Genomic DNA, 16912 nt, shown 5'->3' with positions numbered 1-16912 from the left:
CGTGGACGGTTTAGATACGGCAACAGCCCTTTGGTGGGCTGTTGTCGCCTCGGGCATATATCATGGGATCAACCCGGGAATGGGTTGGCCCTTGGCGGTGTCCGCTGCATTGATGGACAAAAGCGGCGGCAGTCTCTTCCGGGCGCTGCTCGCCTTGGCGACCGGGCATCTTCTGGCGATGGCGGCAATCTTGTTCCCCTTCACCGCATTGCTGGTTCTGGCTGAATGGCAGCGGGAAATTCAAATTGCCGCGTCGTGTTTGGTGATTGGCTTGGGCCTCTATCTGCTTTTCAATCGCCGCCACCCTCGTTTTCTTGCGCGTGTGCCTCCGTCAAAGCTGGTGCTGTGGTCATTTCTGGCAGCGCTGGCCCACGGAGCGGGCCTGATGCTGGTTCCGATCTATCTAGGTATCTGCCGCACGGTCGCAACAAACGCAGGCCACGCGGCCGCGTCTGACCTGATGACCGGAAATGCCGGGATTGCCGTTGCTGTTGCCCTTGCTCATACCTTTGCCATGACGGTTTCCGGAGGCCTGCTTGCCTTTGGCGTCTATCATTGGCTGGGTCTCAGGTTTCTGTCGAAAAGCTGGTTCAACCTGGATCTGGTTTGGGCGCTCAGCCTGATCCTTGTGGGATCAATTTCACTGATCTTCACTCACTAAACCGACCGATCTTTGGCAACGATCTTGTCTGTTCAACAGAAAAACCACCGACCCCGAAAGCTGAAATCAAGGTTGGATGACTTGGAAAACAAGCCAAAACTAACGGCTTTGGACAAAACGCATCCTGAGGTAAGTTATTACCAGTAGTGCGTTTTTCAGTTTGCGAATTTTTTAGCGGCCATATGCGTAAGGCCTTGAGACAGATAGGATTTTTCTTGCGGCACAAATTCAAGATATTGGCAGGTTTGGCGGTGCTGTCTTTTGTCTGCGCCTTTTTTCTTCAATTGTATCGCGCCTTTACAGACCCAGAGCTTGCACTGGGCACAAGATGCAAAATGTTGTGGCACGACGCAGGATATCGGGTTCCGTTTCGCAGGATCGAAGAACGTCACATCAACCACGAAGGTTTCCTGATCAGCATCGGCCTACAGGACCCTTCAGGATCTGAATTGGACCCCGGCTTTTGCGCCTATGATCCTTTTTCAGACACCCTGACACTGGTCGAAATGCGCAATGGCTGAGTTTCACGGACTGACGTCGCAGTCTTCACCCGACCCGATTTGACTAAGGGGGGGCACCGCAACTGTTGTGAGTGCGTGGTACGTCGGCTGCGGGCCGCACCCCCTTATCCTGCCGAACTCCCCTCAGCGGACATTGTAGCCACGCTGTTCGGCCGGATTGCCGAATATGTGGCTGACGCCCAGCCATATGGCTTGCGCCCGGCTGCCAAATTCGTTCGCAGTTTTGCCAACTCCTATCGGTAAAAGCGCGTTTGATGGGAACGGTCATTTCACAGACACCTGTGCGATTATTTTCGGCGTCTCATCTCCACCCAAGCCTGTGCACGACACAATCAGACGGAAACTCACAAGATTTTGGCACGGCGCCGCAAGCCTTGGGCCTTTGGTCAGACCACTTAACAAAAGTGACGTCCAAAACGCGAAAAGGGTATTGAGATGATCAAAACACAGTCGCTGTCATTGCTTATCGTCTTGGTAATAACCGGGATGGCGTCCGCCATCGGTGGTCCAATTGTCGGAGTTCCCACGTTTTTCGGTATTGTCTTGATGAGTGCCATAGTCGTCGGCGGACGCGCCGAAAAAAGCGGTCCCGCTGCCCAGCGCACTTAACTGCCAGGTGATCCCTGCACATTTCAGGATGCTAAACGGATAACGCCGCTCAGACCTGAGCAAACACCATCAAGTTTTTTCGGAAGTTTTCACCAAGTGGCGGACCGAGGAGGATTCGAACCCCCGACCCCTTGATTCGTAGTCAGGCTTTGGGGCTTACATTGGGCTTCACAACGTTGCACAAAGTATCATTAAGCCTCTGAATTAACTTATATATTGTTTCATCCAGATGGACTACGTATCCTTGTCTTTGAGGCCACGGTGGCGACTCGGTGGCGACACATTCTGAGGTACCCCAAATGCCGACTGTGCGACTGACCCGCAAGACCATTGCCACTTTGCAAACAGCGGAAAAGCGCGTGGTGTTCTATGACGAAACGCTGAAGGGCTTTGGTCTGGCAGTGCGCCCCACTGGCTCGCGCAAGTGGATTGTAGAGTACCGGCCTGGCAATGGTGGACGCGGTGTTGCAAAGAGACGCTTAACGCTGGGTGATCCCGAGATGCTTACACCGGAAGCGGCACGCACGATGGCGAAGGACATTCTGGCGAAGGCACGGCTTGGTCAGGATGTGGCGGCCGAACGCTCGAACGAACGTGCGGCCGACACGGTGGCTGAAATAGCCAAAAAATGGATGGCAAACCATGTGGAAGCCAAGCGCAAGCCTAGTACGGTTGCACTGTATCGTGGAGTTCTCGACTGTCATATCCTCCCCGCCTTGGGGTCCAGAAAGGCCGTTTCGCTGACACGGCAGGACGTCTCCAAGATGCACCAACGCATTGCTGCAAAGGTTAAGGTCAAGGCCGAACCCCGAGCACGGCGTGGGGCGGCAATCAAGACTCGCGGCGGTCCCTACATTGCAAACCGTTGCTTAGCCGTCTTGAAGGCAATGTATTCATGGGCACTTGATATGGGACTGCTGCCGGAAGGTACCGCCAATCCTGCCAAACAGGTCGAGGCATTCAAAGAAAAAGGGCGCGAACGGTATCTTTCTGAAGCCGAAATGGGCAGGCTCGGCAAAGCATTGCGTCAGGCAGAAACCAGTGGCCTCGCATGGAAGGCGGACGAAACCAATCCCAACTCAAAACACCTACCCAAACCAGAGAACCGCTTCACGCGCTTCGACGTTTTTTCGGTTGCCGCAATTCGGCTGCTGCTTCTGACCGGTGCACGTTTGCGCGAGATTCTGCACCTCGAATGGCGGCACGTAGACTGGGAGCGTAGCCTCCTCCGACTCGAAGATTCCAAATCCGGAGCAAAACCAATTTTCTTGGGTAGTGCAGCTATGTCGGTTCTTGAAAGCTTGCCTCGGCGCGGGCGCTACGTAATAGCGTCCAGTTCGGCTGGTACGCCAGACGAAAAGCCCCGTGCAGACATAAACCGGTGCTGGTACGCGGTGCGTGCCGTTGCTGGGCTGTCGGACGTTCGGCTTCACGACCTGCGCCACAACGCGGCAGCCGTAGGCGCAGGTGCCGGTCTGTCCCTTCATCAAATTGGCGGACTCCTGGGGCACTCGCAGTCCAGCACCACACAACGGTACGCGCATTTGGCGTCCGATCCGATGCGCCGGGCCGCAGATCAAATCGGAAATACCATTGCATCAGCCCTTGGGCTCTGTGACGATAATTTGGTGTCCTATGATCATGAAAACCGCACATGAACAACGAAAAAACTGAACACCCTTTAGATGCAAACGATTCTGAGATTGAAACGCTCGAAGTCGAACTACCGCACTTAACAAGACACGAACGACTAGGAGTGTTTCAGCTTCGAGACTGGCTTCAGCGGCCGAATTGGTCGGCAACTGAAACCATGTTTCTGCTGGCGGGCATAGATCCGGAAGTGTCGATAAGTTTGGAACCGGGCGGTTGGTGGTTCCTTCCGGGCACACCGAGCCACGTCAATGAAATGGAGTTGAATGACCGCTTTGAACGACTGCGAGGGGTGGCGGTGCTCAGCGGAACAATTAAACCCAAAAATGCAGTCCGAGCGGCCGTTGAAGCCGGTATTGTGGTACCTTGGCTTGATATTGCTCTAGCGGACGAGATTTGCCGCCGGTTCTTTCCAACGGACTCAGCATACGGTGACACTAGGTCTGTACAAGCCCCTTTGATGGCCTCTGAAGTCGCCTCAATGGGTGGGAAAGCCAAATGGGATAGGAAACCAAATCCGGACCGAGAACTGTTTTACCCTCTCTTGCAGGAGGGCCTCAGTGCCGGAAAAACGGTGGCGGCAATCATAAAAGAGTTCGCGCATGAGTTCGATTATACCCCGCCTGATAGCACGATTTACAATTGGGCGAAGAAAATTAAGTCCGAGGCTTCCTAGGTTAAACGGAACTGCATTTTGGTTTCCACCTACTTGCGCTTGGAATCTAATTACTTGCGTTTATTATGATAAATTCAAATTCTATGCATTTTGGTCCGAACTGATCAAAGTCCGGAGGCTAATATGCAAACCCAAAATATCCCTCTCTATATTGACACCGTGACGGCGGCGAAGGTCCTTGGATTGTCCCGTTCATTGCTCGAAAAGTTCCGTTTTCACAAGGACCCAGATGGCCCACCCTACGTGATCTTTGGGCGCTCAGCTGTTCGGTATCACGTTCCCAGCCTTTTAAAATGGGCAGAGGCCCGAACTGTAAACGCCGCGACGCAGGGTTGACGTAGATTCGGACTGCACAGCAGTACGTTCTACGCTCTCAGCCAAAGCCCCGTTCTAGCGAAAACTGACAACAATATTCGACGATGAACCCCTCGCCGCGACCATCGGCAAGGGGTCTTCGATTGCACCAAACGGAAGAAAGGTACGGTAAATGAATACCCCAAGCAGCAATATTGAACAAGGCAACAATCTGCGACCTGCACTGGATAACCCGCTTGCGATCACGTTTTTCGCAAATCGCTATGCGCAACAGTCTGAAGAGGAAGAGGCAACACTGCGGCAGCTGGCGAAGCGCGTGTCCAGCGGCGAGTTTTGCGCTTCCAGCAAGAGCGCAATGGCCCATATCAAGCTCGGCCGCTTTTCTGGCGAGCGCACCGAGAAAAACGCGCTGCGAAGTAACGCGGCTCACATCGCTATCTCGGGCATCGAAGTCGACTACGATGCGGGCTTGATGAGCCTTGATGAAACCGAAAAGCTACTACGTAAGGTAAATGTTGCCGCCTTTCTATACACGTCGCCTTCGCATGACCCATTGAACAGAAAACACCGCTGGCGCGCCTTGTGCCCTTGCTCAAAGGAGTTGTCACCCTCCGGCCGCGCACAGCTGGTGGCCAGACTGAATGGGGCGTTGGGCGGTGTGCTTGCTAACGAGTCTTTTACCGCATCTCAATCTTTCACCTTTGGCTATGTATTCGGCAAAACCACACCGGACGTCCGGCTAATAGACGGCCGATTTGTCGACCAGTGCGACGACCTCGATGCCAATGCCATAGGAAAGCGCGAGAAGAACTTGTCCGAGCCGATGGCAGCGGTAGACCTTTCCAACGACACCGGTCGTGTGAAGGCCGCAGCGGCGATGCTGCGGCAATCCGCTAAGCGACTGGCGGCCACAATCCAAGGGGAAAACCGCAACGGCGCGCTTGCCCGCGAGGCGTTTCTATTGGGCGGTCTGATCGCCAATAACCTGGTACAGCCAGACGACGTATTTGATGCCTTCCTACCCGCTTTGGAATCCAACGGCTACCTTGCCGCCTACGGCGGCGAAAAGGACGCCACGCGAATAATCACGACACAGCTGAAGCACGGGGCGCTGCGGCCGGTAGACCCTCTGCCCGATCTATCGCACATGCTGACCTTGGAGGACGTGCCCGAGGCGACAACAACGGGGCCCAAGAAAAGTAGTATGATTGATCCCGACGATTGGGACGATCTAATCGGCCTGGCTCCCCCGCCGGGAATAGTCGCACCAGATTGGGGCAGCCCGATCACCTTAGGAAACGGACAGCTGGTGAACAATTTAAGTAACACCATCCATATCTTGGGGCGGCATATAGATTCGATTGTGCCCGGGCTGCGCTTCAACAAACTGAATCACGAAATGGAATGGGAAGGCGGGAAGGTCGACGATGCCACATTGTCCCTAGCGCAAGTCGGGATCGAAACGGCCGGGCTGAACAAGGCAACGAAACAGAATGTCACAGATGCTTTAGGGGTAGTGGCTAGACGCTTCGCCTACCACCCAATTTTGGACTACCTTAACGGGCTTGAATGGGACGGCGGGCCTCGGATTGATGATTGGCTAATTCGGACCGTGGGAACCTCAGATACCCCCTACGCCCGGGCAGTTGGCCGCAAGATGCTGATTGCAATGGTTGCGAGGATGATAGAACCGGGCTGTAAGTTCGATCACATGGTGGTCTTCCATGGGGCACAGGACCAAGGAAAAAGCACGCTTGGCGAAATCCTCGCTGGGGAGGGCTATTTCAGCGATACACTGCCTTCGATCCATAACAAGGAGGAAGCGATGCGTCATCTGGTCGGGCTGTGGCTGGTTGAGATGGCGGAGTTGGCCCCAAGCCGCAAAACGGATCAAGAAGACCAAAAAGCGTTCCTGTCGGGCAAGATCGACCGTGTGCGCTTCCCATGGAGCAAATTCTATACAAACGTTCCACGCACGTGCATCTTTATCGGGACGTCCAATGATGATGAGTTCCTGCGCGACCCCACAGGGGGCCGGCGCTTCTGGCCAATTAAGGTTCCAGGGTTGATCGATATTCCGCAGCTGCGAACTGAGCGCGATCAGCTTTTTGCCGAAGCTGTGGCCGCCTTCAAGGGCGGCGAACCATGGTGGATGGATCGGGAGTTCGAGGTCGCACACGCCCGCCCGGTGCAGGACGTAGCCCGAGAGATCGACCCTTGGGTAGAAAAGATCCAGCGGTACGTAGATGATGACCGCGTCGACCGCTGCGTGATCCGCATGGGGGAAGTTTTCAGCGATGCTTTGGAGCTGAAGCCGGTAAACCAAACCATGGCAAATTCCAAGCGGGTTGGGGTCATCTTAAAATCAATGGGCTTCGAAAAGATCCACACGCGGAGCGGGAAAGTCTGGATGCGAGGGGCAAATGAACTGTTGTGACCCCTGCCGCGCCCCTCATACACCGCTGGAGGAGTCACGCAATCCTATTTTATATCATGCTGTTACACTATTGTGACCCTTGTGACCCCTAATATTAGGAAGGTTGATTGGGAGTGATCCCGAGAGGGTCTGAAAAGGTTGTTGAGAGTACCACGGAGAGATTTGCGATCTACGGGTCACAGGGTCACGAAGGCTACACTCCCCGGGTTGTCGATTCCCGTGGCCCCTCCTGCAGGGGAGGCTCCCCCATGTGGGTGGCAAGCAGTGGCGATGTAGGCGGGAAAGGTGCTTATGGTGGGGCTATGACCTAAGGAGAAACCTCGCTTGGGTCCCTCCGAGAAGAAAGCCGCCCCTGGGGGGTGCGCGGAGCCCCGGCTTTCCGTAGTTTTTGGGGCATCCAGCGATAACAGACCTATTTCGATCTTCGTAGATTGTTCCAGCAACTCGTGCCAGCTAGCAATCAAAGATCCAACCCTAGGATTGCTTCCTAGGCTCTGGACTCATAGTCGGATGGAGCGTCCCACCAACGCAAGCCATTGCGAATTACATGGATGACGCCGCTGAGAAGCTTTCGGTCGTCTCCACGAGCAACCCCCCGTGGCTTTAGGAACATATGCTTGATGCGGTTGAGAAGCTCTTGGTCCGGCCAGAATAGATGCGACATGGACTATCCTCCTGACACCCTTGAAACACGAAGTTGTCGCCTTTGGAATCAACGCAGTGATGTCCGCAGTCCGGGGTAAAGCCGTCATCCGACTAAAACCGTCAGATGACGACACTGAGCCCAATGTGACCGATGCTTCATGGCAAACAATTTTCGGAGTGGGTGAAATGCAGACGTTCGCTACACTTTGTCATCTCCCAGCAAAGCGGGACAAACTGGTCGCCATCCGAATTCAGCTCAATCTTTCAATGTTGCGAGATATGCAATGATATCCACGCGATCTTTTTCATTTTCAATTCCGAGCATCACTTTGGTCGTCCCGGGTACAAACTGATATGGGCTAGCGAGATAGCTATTCAGTGTATCTGCATCCCACACCAAACCTAATTCGCGCAAATAACTTGAATAAGAAAACTCGGGATCGGACGCAGTGGGTCGTTCGAATACTCCCCAAAAGTTGGGCCCATTATCACCTGTTATCCCCGTCGACGAAGGTTTGCCGTGGCAGACTTCGCACCCCTTGGCTAGAAACTCTCCATTTGAAACATTGGCACCTTGCAACTTATCGGCAATCGGTTGGCTCTCTACTCGCTGTGGCGCTCCCGCTTCGATGAGCACCTCGGCGATTTCTATGTGCCCCGCTCTCAGCGCCTGATGCAAAGGAGTTGAGATATATGGTTCATAGCTGGCTGGATCCGCCCCAGCCTCAATGAGCACTTTTACTACTTCGATATGACCATACCCGGCCGCATGGTGGAGAGCGGTTCCAACCGTATAAATATCATTTCCCTGATAGAAAAAAATTGTGGGATCGGCACCTCGCTCAAGAAGAAGTTCAACCAACTCAGTATGGCCGAATTTTGCCGCAACAAAAAGCGGTGTAACGCCCGGTGCACTTGTCATGTTCGTACTGCGAAGTTCGAGCGGCACACCCTTTTCTAGCTCCGCGAGAACGCCCTCAATATTTCCACGTTTGGCGTGAAGATGGATGATTTCCGCCAATGCCTTCTCAAACGGAAAGATGAACAGCGACAGAGTAACTATAATTAGTCGAAACATATGCGCCTCCGAATTCAACGGCTTAAGCCAATCATAAGCAGATTGAGTCGTTGTACCAAATTCTACGGAAGAAATGGGTTCCTGTGCGACGTTCGCGCCAGTTCGTCAGCTTTGTGGTCGCTCGCAAAAGAAGTATTACCACCATCGCAACGCATGATGGCTAAGCGGGCTGCATCCGCAGCAATTGAGTCAATTTATAGATGTCGGCTCGGAGTCAATTTCGAGGGCCTGCTGCTTCGCACAGAACGACAGCATTTTCCGCACTGCGGTCGTTGAGTGGAATTCACTCAAAGTCTCCACTGAGCCCAAAGTACCGGATACTGCGCAACGATCACTTGGCGGGTTCTGCACCGTAGTCCGCCTCCGATCGGTCTCAGGTCGAAGGTGCAACATTTTTGGTGCATACTTCCCTGCCTGTTTGCATTTGCGCGCGCTTACATCGCCGTGTGCTAGCTACAACTGCGTGACACCGGCACCCGGCTCTGTTTATCCGTCGAGCATCGCGAGCACGGCGTCGCGTTCGGACAGGACCAACAGCAAGGCAAGATCACCCGGTTCCAGCTTTTCCAATATCATCGAGGCAGCTAGAGAGGGCGAAGATGCTCTCAGGACTTGTTGCGCGTCATATCCCTGTTCTAAGGCGGATTTTTTGATCAGGTCCGGGATTTCTCCCAATTCGCGACCTCTTAAATACCCTTCCAGTTCGGCTGCGACGACTACGTCGGGCTGGAAATTTAACGCCGTCGCGGTAACGTCCCGAATATCCTGATCCGACCGATCGCCAGCATGGCTGAGCATAATGTAACGCCGTTTCGCCGGTAGGCTTGACAGCGCATCGCAAACGGCCGAAATCGAATGCGGGTTATGCGCAAAATCCACAAAAACACGCGCATTATTGTAACTAAACTCGTTGCAGCGTCCGGGGTTGTCCTTGGCGTCGGGTTTGAACCCGGCCAACCCATCCCGAGCCCCCTGAACGGGCAAGTCCAGTGCCAAGGCAAGGCACAGGGCCGCCAGCGCGTTCAGGATATTGTATTTCGCAGCGCCGCCCATGGTCAGGGGAACATCGGAAACTGCAATGACTACCTGTTCGACCGCACCGTCGAAAAAGACGATATCTCCCTCCTGCACATAGGCGCAGCACTTGCCCGCATCACGCGCCTGACGGACAAGGTTGTTCTGCGCATCCAGCGAGAACCACCAGATATTTGCGGATGTATTTTCCGCTTCTGCGCGGACATACAAGTCATCGGCATTCAGTGCCAGCACGCCACCCTCGGCCAGCGTGCGATGCACGGCGAATTTGGCCTGAGCCAGTTCCGGCACCGTGTTGACCCCGTATTGCCCCAGATGGTCGTTTGCCACATTGGTGACCGCCGCTGCCGTTGCCGCGCGGGTCGGCAGCCCCCGGCGCAGGATTCCTCCGCGCGCGACTTCCAGACAGGCGACCTCCAGCCTTTTGTCACGCAACAGCATTCGCCCGCCGCCGGGGCCGGAATAATCGCCACGGTCGAGAATGTCGTCTCCCACCCGCACAAATTCGGTCGAGGTCAGCCCGGCAACCTTGCCCGAAGCGCGCGCGATCGCCTCAAGTAAACGGGTTGTGGTTGTTTTGCCGTTGGTTCCGGTTATGAAGGCCACCGGGATATTGTGCAGAGCCGACCAGTCCAAGTCATCGGGGGTAGGCAGCGCATCGACCGGCCAGGTCTGACTGCCAGTACCGTGCCCGATCGACACTTCGTCATCATCGCACAGGATATCCACACCATGCGCTTCTGCTGCCGCAATCAGGGCGATCAGCGCGGGATTGGCTTCTTTCTCCATAACGCTTTTGACATCCGCAACCATCTGATCGAAATCGCCGGGCTCGGATGCCAACAGTTCGGCAGCACAGAAATGCCAGACGGTTTGCACCGCGAAGATAGCGGAATAGAGCTGATCCATCGGTGCTGAAATCGCCAGATTGACGCCACCGGTGAAACTGCGGTGGGTTACGTCCTGATCCTGCCAGCCAAGTGCGTCCAGCACGCGGCGCGCGTGTTTTTCCCACAAAGCAGTGACCTGCGCGGTGCCGGTATCGGTGAAAAACACATCCATCACCGCGCCGGGGCGGTTCCACAACAGTCCCGGCCCAGTCAAGCGTCGGGCATCGTCTACCCGGACATGATCGGCGTACGCGCTTTCAATTGTCAGCGCGTTTTCAAGCTCTTCTATCCGGTCCATTCCGGTACCCCCGCTTAATCCGCGTCTTCGCTGATGTCGCGGGCCAGGCGCACGCCTCGCGCATCCCGGATCAGGTTCTGGTCGCTTTCGAACATGTCCTCGAACGAGGTGTCGATGGGGCTTGCCACCGGCGCAGCCTCTGTGACCGGCGCTTCGCTATCGGAGTTGAAATAGATGATCTGCTTCCAGCAGCGCGTTGTGTCATCACCGAAAATCACCAGCAGATCGCCCGGTGCGGCCCGTTCCAACGCTGCAGTCACCGCTTCGACCTCATCCGGGATGATCGTGATCGCGGCATCATCGACGCCGTTGTCGATCAGGGCCTGCCGCATCATTTGCGGTACTTCGTCGTGTCCACGGCCCCGGCGGCGGTCATCTGCCTTGCAGATGAAATGATCAAAATGCCCGGCCAATGCGGCGGCCCCGTCGATGATATCCTCATCGCGCCGGTCGCCGGGCATCGCAACAACGCACAGCCTTCGGCCCTTGACCTCCAACTGATCGGCCAGAGCCGCCATCGCCTTGAGCGCGGCAGGGTTGTGGCCATAGTCGAGGATCACCTTGAAGGGATGCTCGTCATAGACATTCATCCGCCCGGGTGCCTGGAAATAGCTGGTGTCGAAGGTGCGCAGCCCATGGCGGATATTGTCCAGATCCACTCCGAAACTATAGGCCATCGCGGCGGCGAACATCGCGTTCTGGACGTTGAAAATGGCCTTGCCTTCCAATGCCGCCGGGATCAGATGCGACCACAGCACCGGGATATGAAGACCGTTGTCATAAATGGTCAGCATGTCACCATTCATGCCCTTTTCAAGCACAATTGCCTTGCCGCCTGCCTTGATATGTTCCTTGACCAGGCTGTGCCCCGGATTGGTGGTGACATAAAAGATCTGATCTGCACCGGCATAGTCGGCCATTTTCAAACAGTTGATGTCATCGGCATTCAGAACTGCCGTGTCGGTGGCGCTTTCCACCACCACGCGTTTGACAACGGCCAGTTCCTCAACCGTGTTGATGCCGCCAAGACCCAGATGATCTGCCGAGACGTTCAGGCAGGCCGCTACGTTCGAGCGCTGATAGCCCAGACCCGAGCGCACAAGTCCGCCGCGTGCGGTTTCCATCACCGCAAAATCGACAGCCGGGTCGCGCAGAACGATCTGTGCCGACTTAGGTCCCGTCATGTCGCCCTTCACGCTCAGCTTGCCGTCAACATAAACGCCATCGGTCGAGGTCATGCCAACGGTCTTGCCGCTGGTTTTCATGATGTGCCCCAGCATCCTTGAAGTGGTCGTCTTGCCGTTGGTTCCGGTGATTGCCGCGATGGGAATGCGGGTTTCCTCGGTGGCCGGAAACAGCATGTCGATCACTTTGCCCGCCACGTCGCGCGGCTGACCTTCGGACGGTGCCACGTGCATCCGGAAACCAGGGGCGGCGTTCACCTCGACAATCGCGCCGCCGATATCCTTGTAGGATTTGGTGATGTCGTCGATCAGGAAATCGACGCCGCCCACATCCAGCCCGACGGCCATGATGGCACGCTCGGCCATGTCACGGTTGTCAGGGTGCACCACATCCGTCAGATCTATGGCCGTGCCGCCAGTCGACAGGTTCGCGGTTGATCGCAGATAGAAGACCTCGCCGTCAGGCAGCACAGTTTCTTCCGTCACGCCCGCATTTTCCATCAGGCGGTTGGCCTGATTGTCGATCTCCAGCATGGTCAGCACTTTTTCATGCCCGATGCCACGGCGCGGATCCTCGTTCACGATATCGACCAGTTCGGCAATCGTGTGCGTGCCATCGCCCACCACATGGCCCGGCACGCGCTTGGCTACAGCGACCAGCTTGTTGTTCACCACCAGCATCCGGTGATCGAACCCGGTGATGAAGCTTTCCACCAGAATGGCGCGGCTGCGGGAATGTTCCTTGGCTTCGGCAAAGCCTGCCTCGACCTCTTCATCCGAGTTCAGGTTGATCGAAACACCACGCCCATGATTGGCATCGAGCGGTTTGACCACCACCGGGTGCCCGATCCGCGCGGCGGCGCGCACGGCTTCACGCGCGGAATAGATCATGCGTTGCTGCGGCACAGGCAGGCCCAGATCGTTCAGCAGATTGTGGGTGTCTTCCTTGTCGCAGGAAATCTCGACCGAGATATGCTTGGTCTCAGAGGTTATGGTTGCCTGAATGCGTTTCTGGTATTTACCGTGCCCGAACTGAACCAGTGACCCAGAATTCAGCCTGATCCAAGGGATGTCACGCTCTTGCGCGGCCTTAACCAATGAGCCGGTTGAGGGACCAAACTCCTTGCGCTGCGCCCGCAGCACAAAGCTACGCAACTCGTCATCCCAGTTGAATTCCGGGTCGAAGTCGTAGTCCACCTGTTCCTTGAGGGATTGCGGCAATAGATGCATCAGCAGCCGCATTGCAAGCTTGCCTGCGTCCAGACCAACATCGCGCTGGCGGTATTCGTAAACCATGTTGTATTGGCCGGGTTCGCCTGTGCCGCGCGTGCGGCCAAAGGTTACATCCGAACCGGCCACGTTCTGCACTTCGATGGCACAATGTTCCAAAACATGACCAAGCCAAGTGCCTTCATCTTCGCGCAATCGGCGGATGAAACCACCGGGTTCGCGGTAGGAACAGCCATGTTCCGCCAGACCGGGAAGGGCCTGGGTCAATGCATCAATAAACTCGGAACCAATTTTGGCCGAAGGCCAATCTTCCAGAACGCCCAGATCAATGACGTGGCGAATGACCGGAAAACTTGCCCAGACATTCGGGCCGACAAAGATATTGGTCGAGATTATTTTCATGAGGCTCCCCGTTGGTTAGCTTATTGTTTCCCCCCGTTGGCGGCCTCATCCTCGGACAGATCCGGCAATGTGCAGAACGCCATATGCTCATCTGGCGGAAAAGCCTGGCGAGCCGTCAGATCATAACGGCACCCTTCACCCAGAACGTCAAGCCGAAGTCCAAGAAGGCTGAGTGCTTCGCCGCGACGGGCATCCCACATCGAAGAATGGGTCAAATGGCTGGCATCCACCACGGTAACCGTTCCGCTGCCGATTACTTCAAAGACGTTATCGGGCCCAATGAAGGCCGCCGTGTCTTCGTCAACGCCCAATCCGATTAGAAAAGGGTTAAAAGATGAAGCGGTTAGCAATCGACCCAGGCGGTTGCGTTGGGTGAAGTGCTGATCAATGATGACGGCGTTGGTCAGACCCATACCGGGAGCCAGCGTGATGTTACCTTCGGCTGGACCAGAGTTGCTGCTGCCACCTGCTACCATATGCTCGGACATGATCGAAGCACCGGCCGATGTTCCTGCAACCGGCACCCCTGCCGCGTTTCGGCGCCGGATTTTCTGGGCGACCAGCGTGCCTCCAAGAATCGCTGACAGGCGCAACTGGTTCCCACCGGTCATAAAAATTCCGGTAGCACGATCCAGCATCCCCGCGTAATCCGGGTTGTCGCAATCGGCGCGGCGCGAGATAGGCAGGAATTCAACCTTGCCTGCACCAAGCTCGGAAAAGATGCGGTTATAGTCCGGTCCGGTTTCTTCCAGCATCGAGGCTGTCGGGATTACGACGATATCAGCGTCGGCACCGCCGGACAGTTCTACGAACTTTCGGTGAATCTGCATTTCCTTTACGCGGTCTTCACCGCCGCCGATCGGAATGATGAACCCGCGCGGGGTTTCTGCATCAACGGGTGCAGGGCACATATCTTAACTACCTTCCGGTGCTATAGCGGGCAGCCACCGGGGACCGCGCGGACGCTCAAACCTGTTCATACATGCCGCGTCGGGCTATCTGGCCGTCGCGTACATGCCATTCCCCCCGGGCCATCACATGCCGCACGGCAGTGTTTTCGTCAAGAACGACCAAATCAGCGTCCATACCCACGTTCAGACGACCTTTTTGGTGCAGCTTCAGCAGGTCGGCGACATTTGAGGTCAGCGGAGCCAGCGCTTCGGGCATTGGTACTCCTCTGTTGGTGAGTTCGCGCAGCGTGTCCGGCAAAGTGTCCGACAAACCCACACCAAACCGTGTCAGATTGCCTTCATGGTCAAAGGCGGGCAGGCAGCCACCACCGTCAGAGCTGATGGTGAACCGGTCGGCGTGACCGCCCAAATCGCGAAACTGAATGTAGGCCTCAGTAGCAGAGATGCCCGGCTCGACATGTCCGCAGGGGAATGCGGTAGCGTCGATGTAACATCCGTGCCGTGCTAGCGCCACGGCCTGTTCGAAGAGTGGTTTGTTGCGATTGACATGGGTTGGATTGAAGACGCGTGCGGGGATTTCGCAGGTCGCGATAGCTTGTTCCAACATTGACAGCCCTCGCTCGCCATCTCCCATATGGCAATGCACAATCCCCGCCTTGCCAGTCATCAGGCCTGCGACATGCGCTTCGCTTGCGATCCGCAGAAACTCGTCCAATGTCGGTTGGCTCGACCGGTGATCACTGATCGCCAGTTCCCCAACACCGATGACCGGATCAAGGAACACAATGTCTCCACGGGCTGAACCGGTGAGGGTGGTCAGTGGGACGTGATAGCCACCGGTGTGACACCAGGCTGAAAGTCCTTCTTCGCGCAACCCATAGGCCTGTTGCACCAGCGTCTGCGTGTTGCGGGTCAGATCGTCCGTGCCCAATACTCCAACGACTGAAGTGACACCGGCACGCGTGAAAGAGGACAGGACAAGCGGCGGCACCCGACTGGCTGGCCCGGTTTCACCGCCACCGCCAGTTATATGCGCATGCCCATCAATAAAACCCGGAACAACCGCTGCGCCTTCGACGTCAATGATCTCTGCCTGAAGCTGGACAGGCAATTCGGGTTTATTGCTGCCGAGGTAAATGATGCGTTCACCCGCAGTGAGAATATGGCCCAAACCAACAGGTTCAGGTGAATAGAGGCGCGCATTCTTGATGAGCTTCAACACGTTGCAAATCCGTCAGTAGGAGCGAAGACGTCCTTCTTTGCACCAAATGGCAGCAGAAGAACCATCCCCTTTTTCGGGGAAAGCGTAGATGTCGGTCGTACGCCACTAGCAGACAATGAGAAAAATGAAGCGGATGGCAAGGTTGTCCGCGAAGTAGTCGTGTTTAAGGGTTGCGGCGAACGGTTGCTCCGAGCCCAATCTGTCTTATGCTGCGGAACAGCCGAATGTCCGCTTTTCTCCCGGGCGACCATCACGGTACGCGCCATCGCAATGACCTTAAGCCAGCGTGGAATAAACCTCGGCAACTCGCTGAAAGGTCCAATAGCAGGCGATAGCCGCACATCGTATACCGTTTGGGATCCGAGAACGTCTAGGGTGAATTCCAAATCCGGATTCCTGGACCCAAAACAATTGAGATTGTAGAAAAATTACGTCGCTTTCAGCCTCTTAGGTCGAAAACAGCGCAGCGCCATCTGTGCATCTTGGCAAAATTTAGTACCAATCAAAAATGGTGTACAGAATGCTGGAAGTTCATTCGATTCCCGGTGCATTTACCGCGCGGGAATGTGAGCAGATTGTTGCTGCATCACAAAAAGCCCCGGCGAACGAGGCTCTGCTTGTCGGGCAAAACAAGGATCATAATCTGCGCAGAGCGGATGTGACCTGGCTGGACGACGTCGAAGGCTCTGATTGGGTGATGTCACGCCTGATCAACGTTGTCCGTCGCTCCAACACCGACAAGTTTGGCTTTGATCTGAGCGAGTTCGCCGAAAGTCCGCAGATTGCCTGCTATAAAGCATCAGATGGTGGTCATTTTGCGTGGCATTCCGATATCGGCGACGGGTCAGTCGCCCGAAAAAGAAAGCTGTCGCTGGTCGTTCAACTCAGCAAACCCGGGATGTACGACGGCGGTGACTTGGAGATTATGCCGGGTGCGTATGCTGTAACGGCCAGCCGGTATCAAGGGAGCGCGACCATCTTTCCCAGCTTCTTGTTGCACCAGGTGACACCGGTTGAGAATGGTGATCGGTATTCGTTGACGGTCTGGGCGCATGGCCCGACGTTTCGGTGATGATTTCCGTACTCGTTTGATTAAGAGTCCGAGACTACAAGGCTAACGGTTCGTTTCGTGTAGGAAACAGAGTCGA

The 16912-nt window shown here is 55.6% G+C and carries 11 protein-coding genes; 6 read left to right on the top strand and 5 right to left on the bottom strand.

Translation table 11 applies throughout. From position 1 onward, the window contains the following. Position 1 precedes the first annotated feature (1 nt). From ACR0MS_RS12995 to ACR0MS_RS12975, 5 genes are all read left to right on the top strand, one after another. On the top strand, positions 2-661 hold the full coding sequence (locus tag ACR0MS_RS12995) for a hypothetical protein (protein ID WP_480573388.1): 660 nt from the start codon (positions 2-4) through the stop codon (positions 659-661). A gap of 335 nt (positions 662-996) precedes the next feature. Beyond that, positions 997-1182 (top strand): hypothetical protein, encoded by a 186-nt coding sequence (locus ACR0MS_RS12990; RefSeq protein WP_480573385.1) that lies wholly within the window; start codon positions 997-999, stop codon positions 1180-1182. A 908-nt stretch (positions 1183-2090) separates the two neighbouring features. Next, positions 2091-3449 (top strand): tyrosine-type recombinase/integrase, encoded by a 1359-nt coding sequence (locus ACR0MS_RS12985; protein ID WP_480573382.1) that lies wholly within the window; start codon positions 2091-2093, stop codon positions 3447-3449. Further along, entirely contained in the window at positions 3446-4117 is a 672-nt protein-coding gene (locus ACR0MS_RS12980) for a hypothetical protein (RefSeq protein WP_480573379.1), read from the top strand. Before ACR0MS_RS12985 ends, ACR0MS_RS12980 begins: the two co-directional genes overlap by 4 nt. Before the next feature lie 487 nt (positions 4118-4604). Continuing rightward, complete coding sequence (locus ACR0MS_RS12975; protein ID WP_480573376.1) at positions 4605-6869, top strand: virulence-associated E family protein; 2265 nt, start codon at positions 4605-4607, stop codon at positions 6867-6869. A 901-nt stretch (positions 6870-7770) separates the two neighbouring features. On the opposite strand, the gene ACR0MS_RS12970 is transcribed toward ACR0MS_RS12975, so the two are convergent. The 5 genes from ACR0MS_RS12970 to iadA form a co-directional block, all read right to left on the bottom strand. Beyond that, positions 7771-8592, bottom strand: coding sequence for an ankyrin repeat domain-containing protein (locus ACR0MS_RS12970; protein ID WP_170623321.1), 822 nt, complete (start codon positions 8590-8592; stop codon positions 7771-7773). A gap of 486 nt (positions 8593-9078) precedes the next feature. Then, positions 9079-10815, bottom strand: coding sequence for a Mur ligase family protein (locus ACR0MS_RS12965; RefSeq protein ID WP_170387170.1), 1737 nt, complete (start codon positions 10813-10815; stop codon positions 9079-9081). A 14-nt stretch (positions 10816-10829) separates the two neighbouring features. Beyond that, a complete protein-coding gene (cphA, locus tag ACR0MS_RS12960) occupies positions 10830-13631 on the bottom strand; it encodes a cyanophycin synthetase (RefSeq protein ID WP_170576727.1) in 2802 nt (933 codons plus the stop codon). Between the two features lie 20 nt (positions 13632-13651). Next, entirely contained in the window at positions 13652-14542 is an 891-nt protein-coding gene (locus tag ACR0MS_RS12955) for a cyanophycinase (RefSeq protein ID WP_170387166.1), read from the bottom strand. A 55-nt stretch (positions 14543-14597) separates the two neighbouring features. Then, on the bottom strand, positions 14598-15764 hold the full coding sequence (gene iadA, locus ACR0MS_RS12950) for a beta-aspartyl-peptidase (protein WP_170387164.1): 1167 nt from the start codon (positions 15762-15764) through the stop codon (positions 14598-14600). 520 nt (positions 15765-16284) lie between these two features. On the opposite strand from iadA, the gene ACR0MS_RS12945 reads away from it, so the two are divergent. Beyond that, positions 16285-16836, top strand: a complete 552-nt coding sequence (locus tag ACR0MS_RS12945; protein ID WP_170645098.1) for a 2OG-Fe(II) oxygenase — start codon at positions 16285-16287, stop codon at positions 16834-16836. Positions 16837-16912: the final 76 nt, after the last annotated feature.

It is taken from the genome of Ruegeria sp. CJ2, from assembly GCF_056536745.1.
The sequence above is the reverse complement of the archived record's forward strand: the minus strand, read 5'-3'. Positions and strand labels throughout refer to the sequence as shown.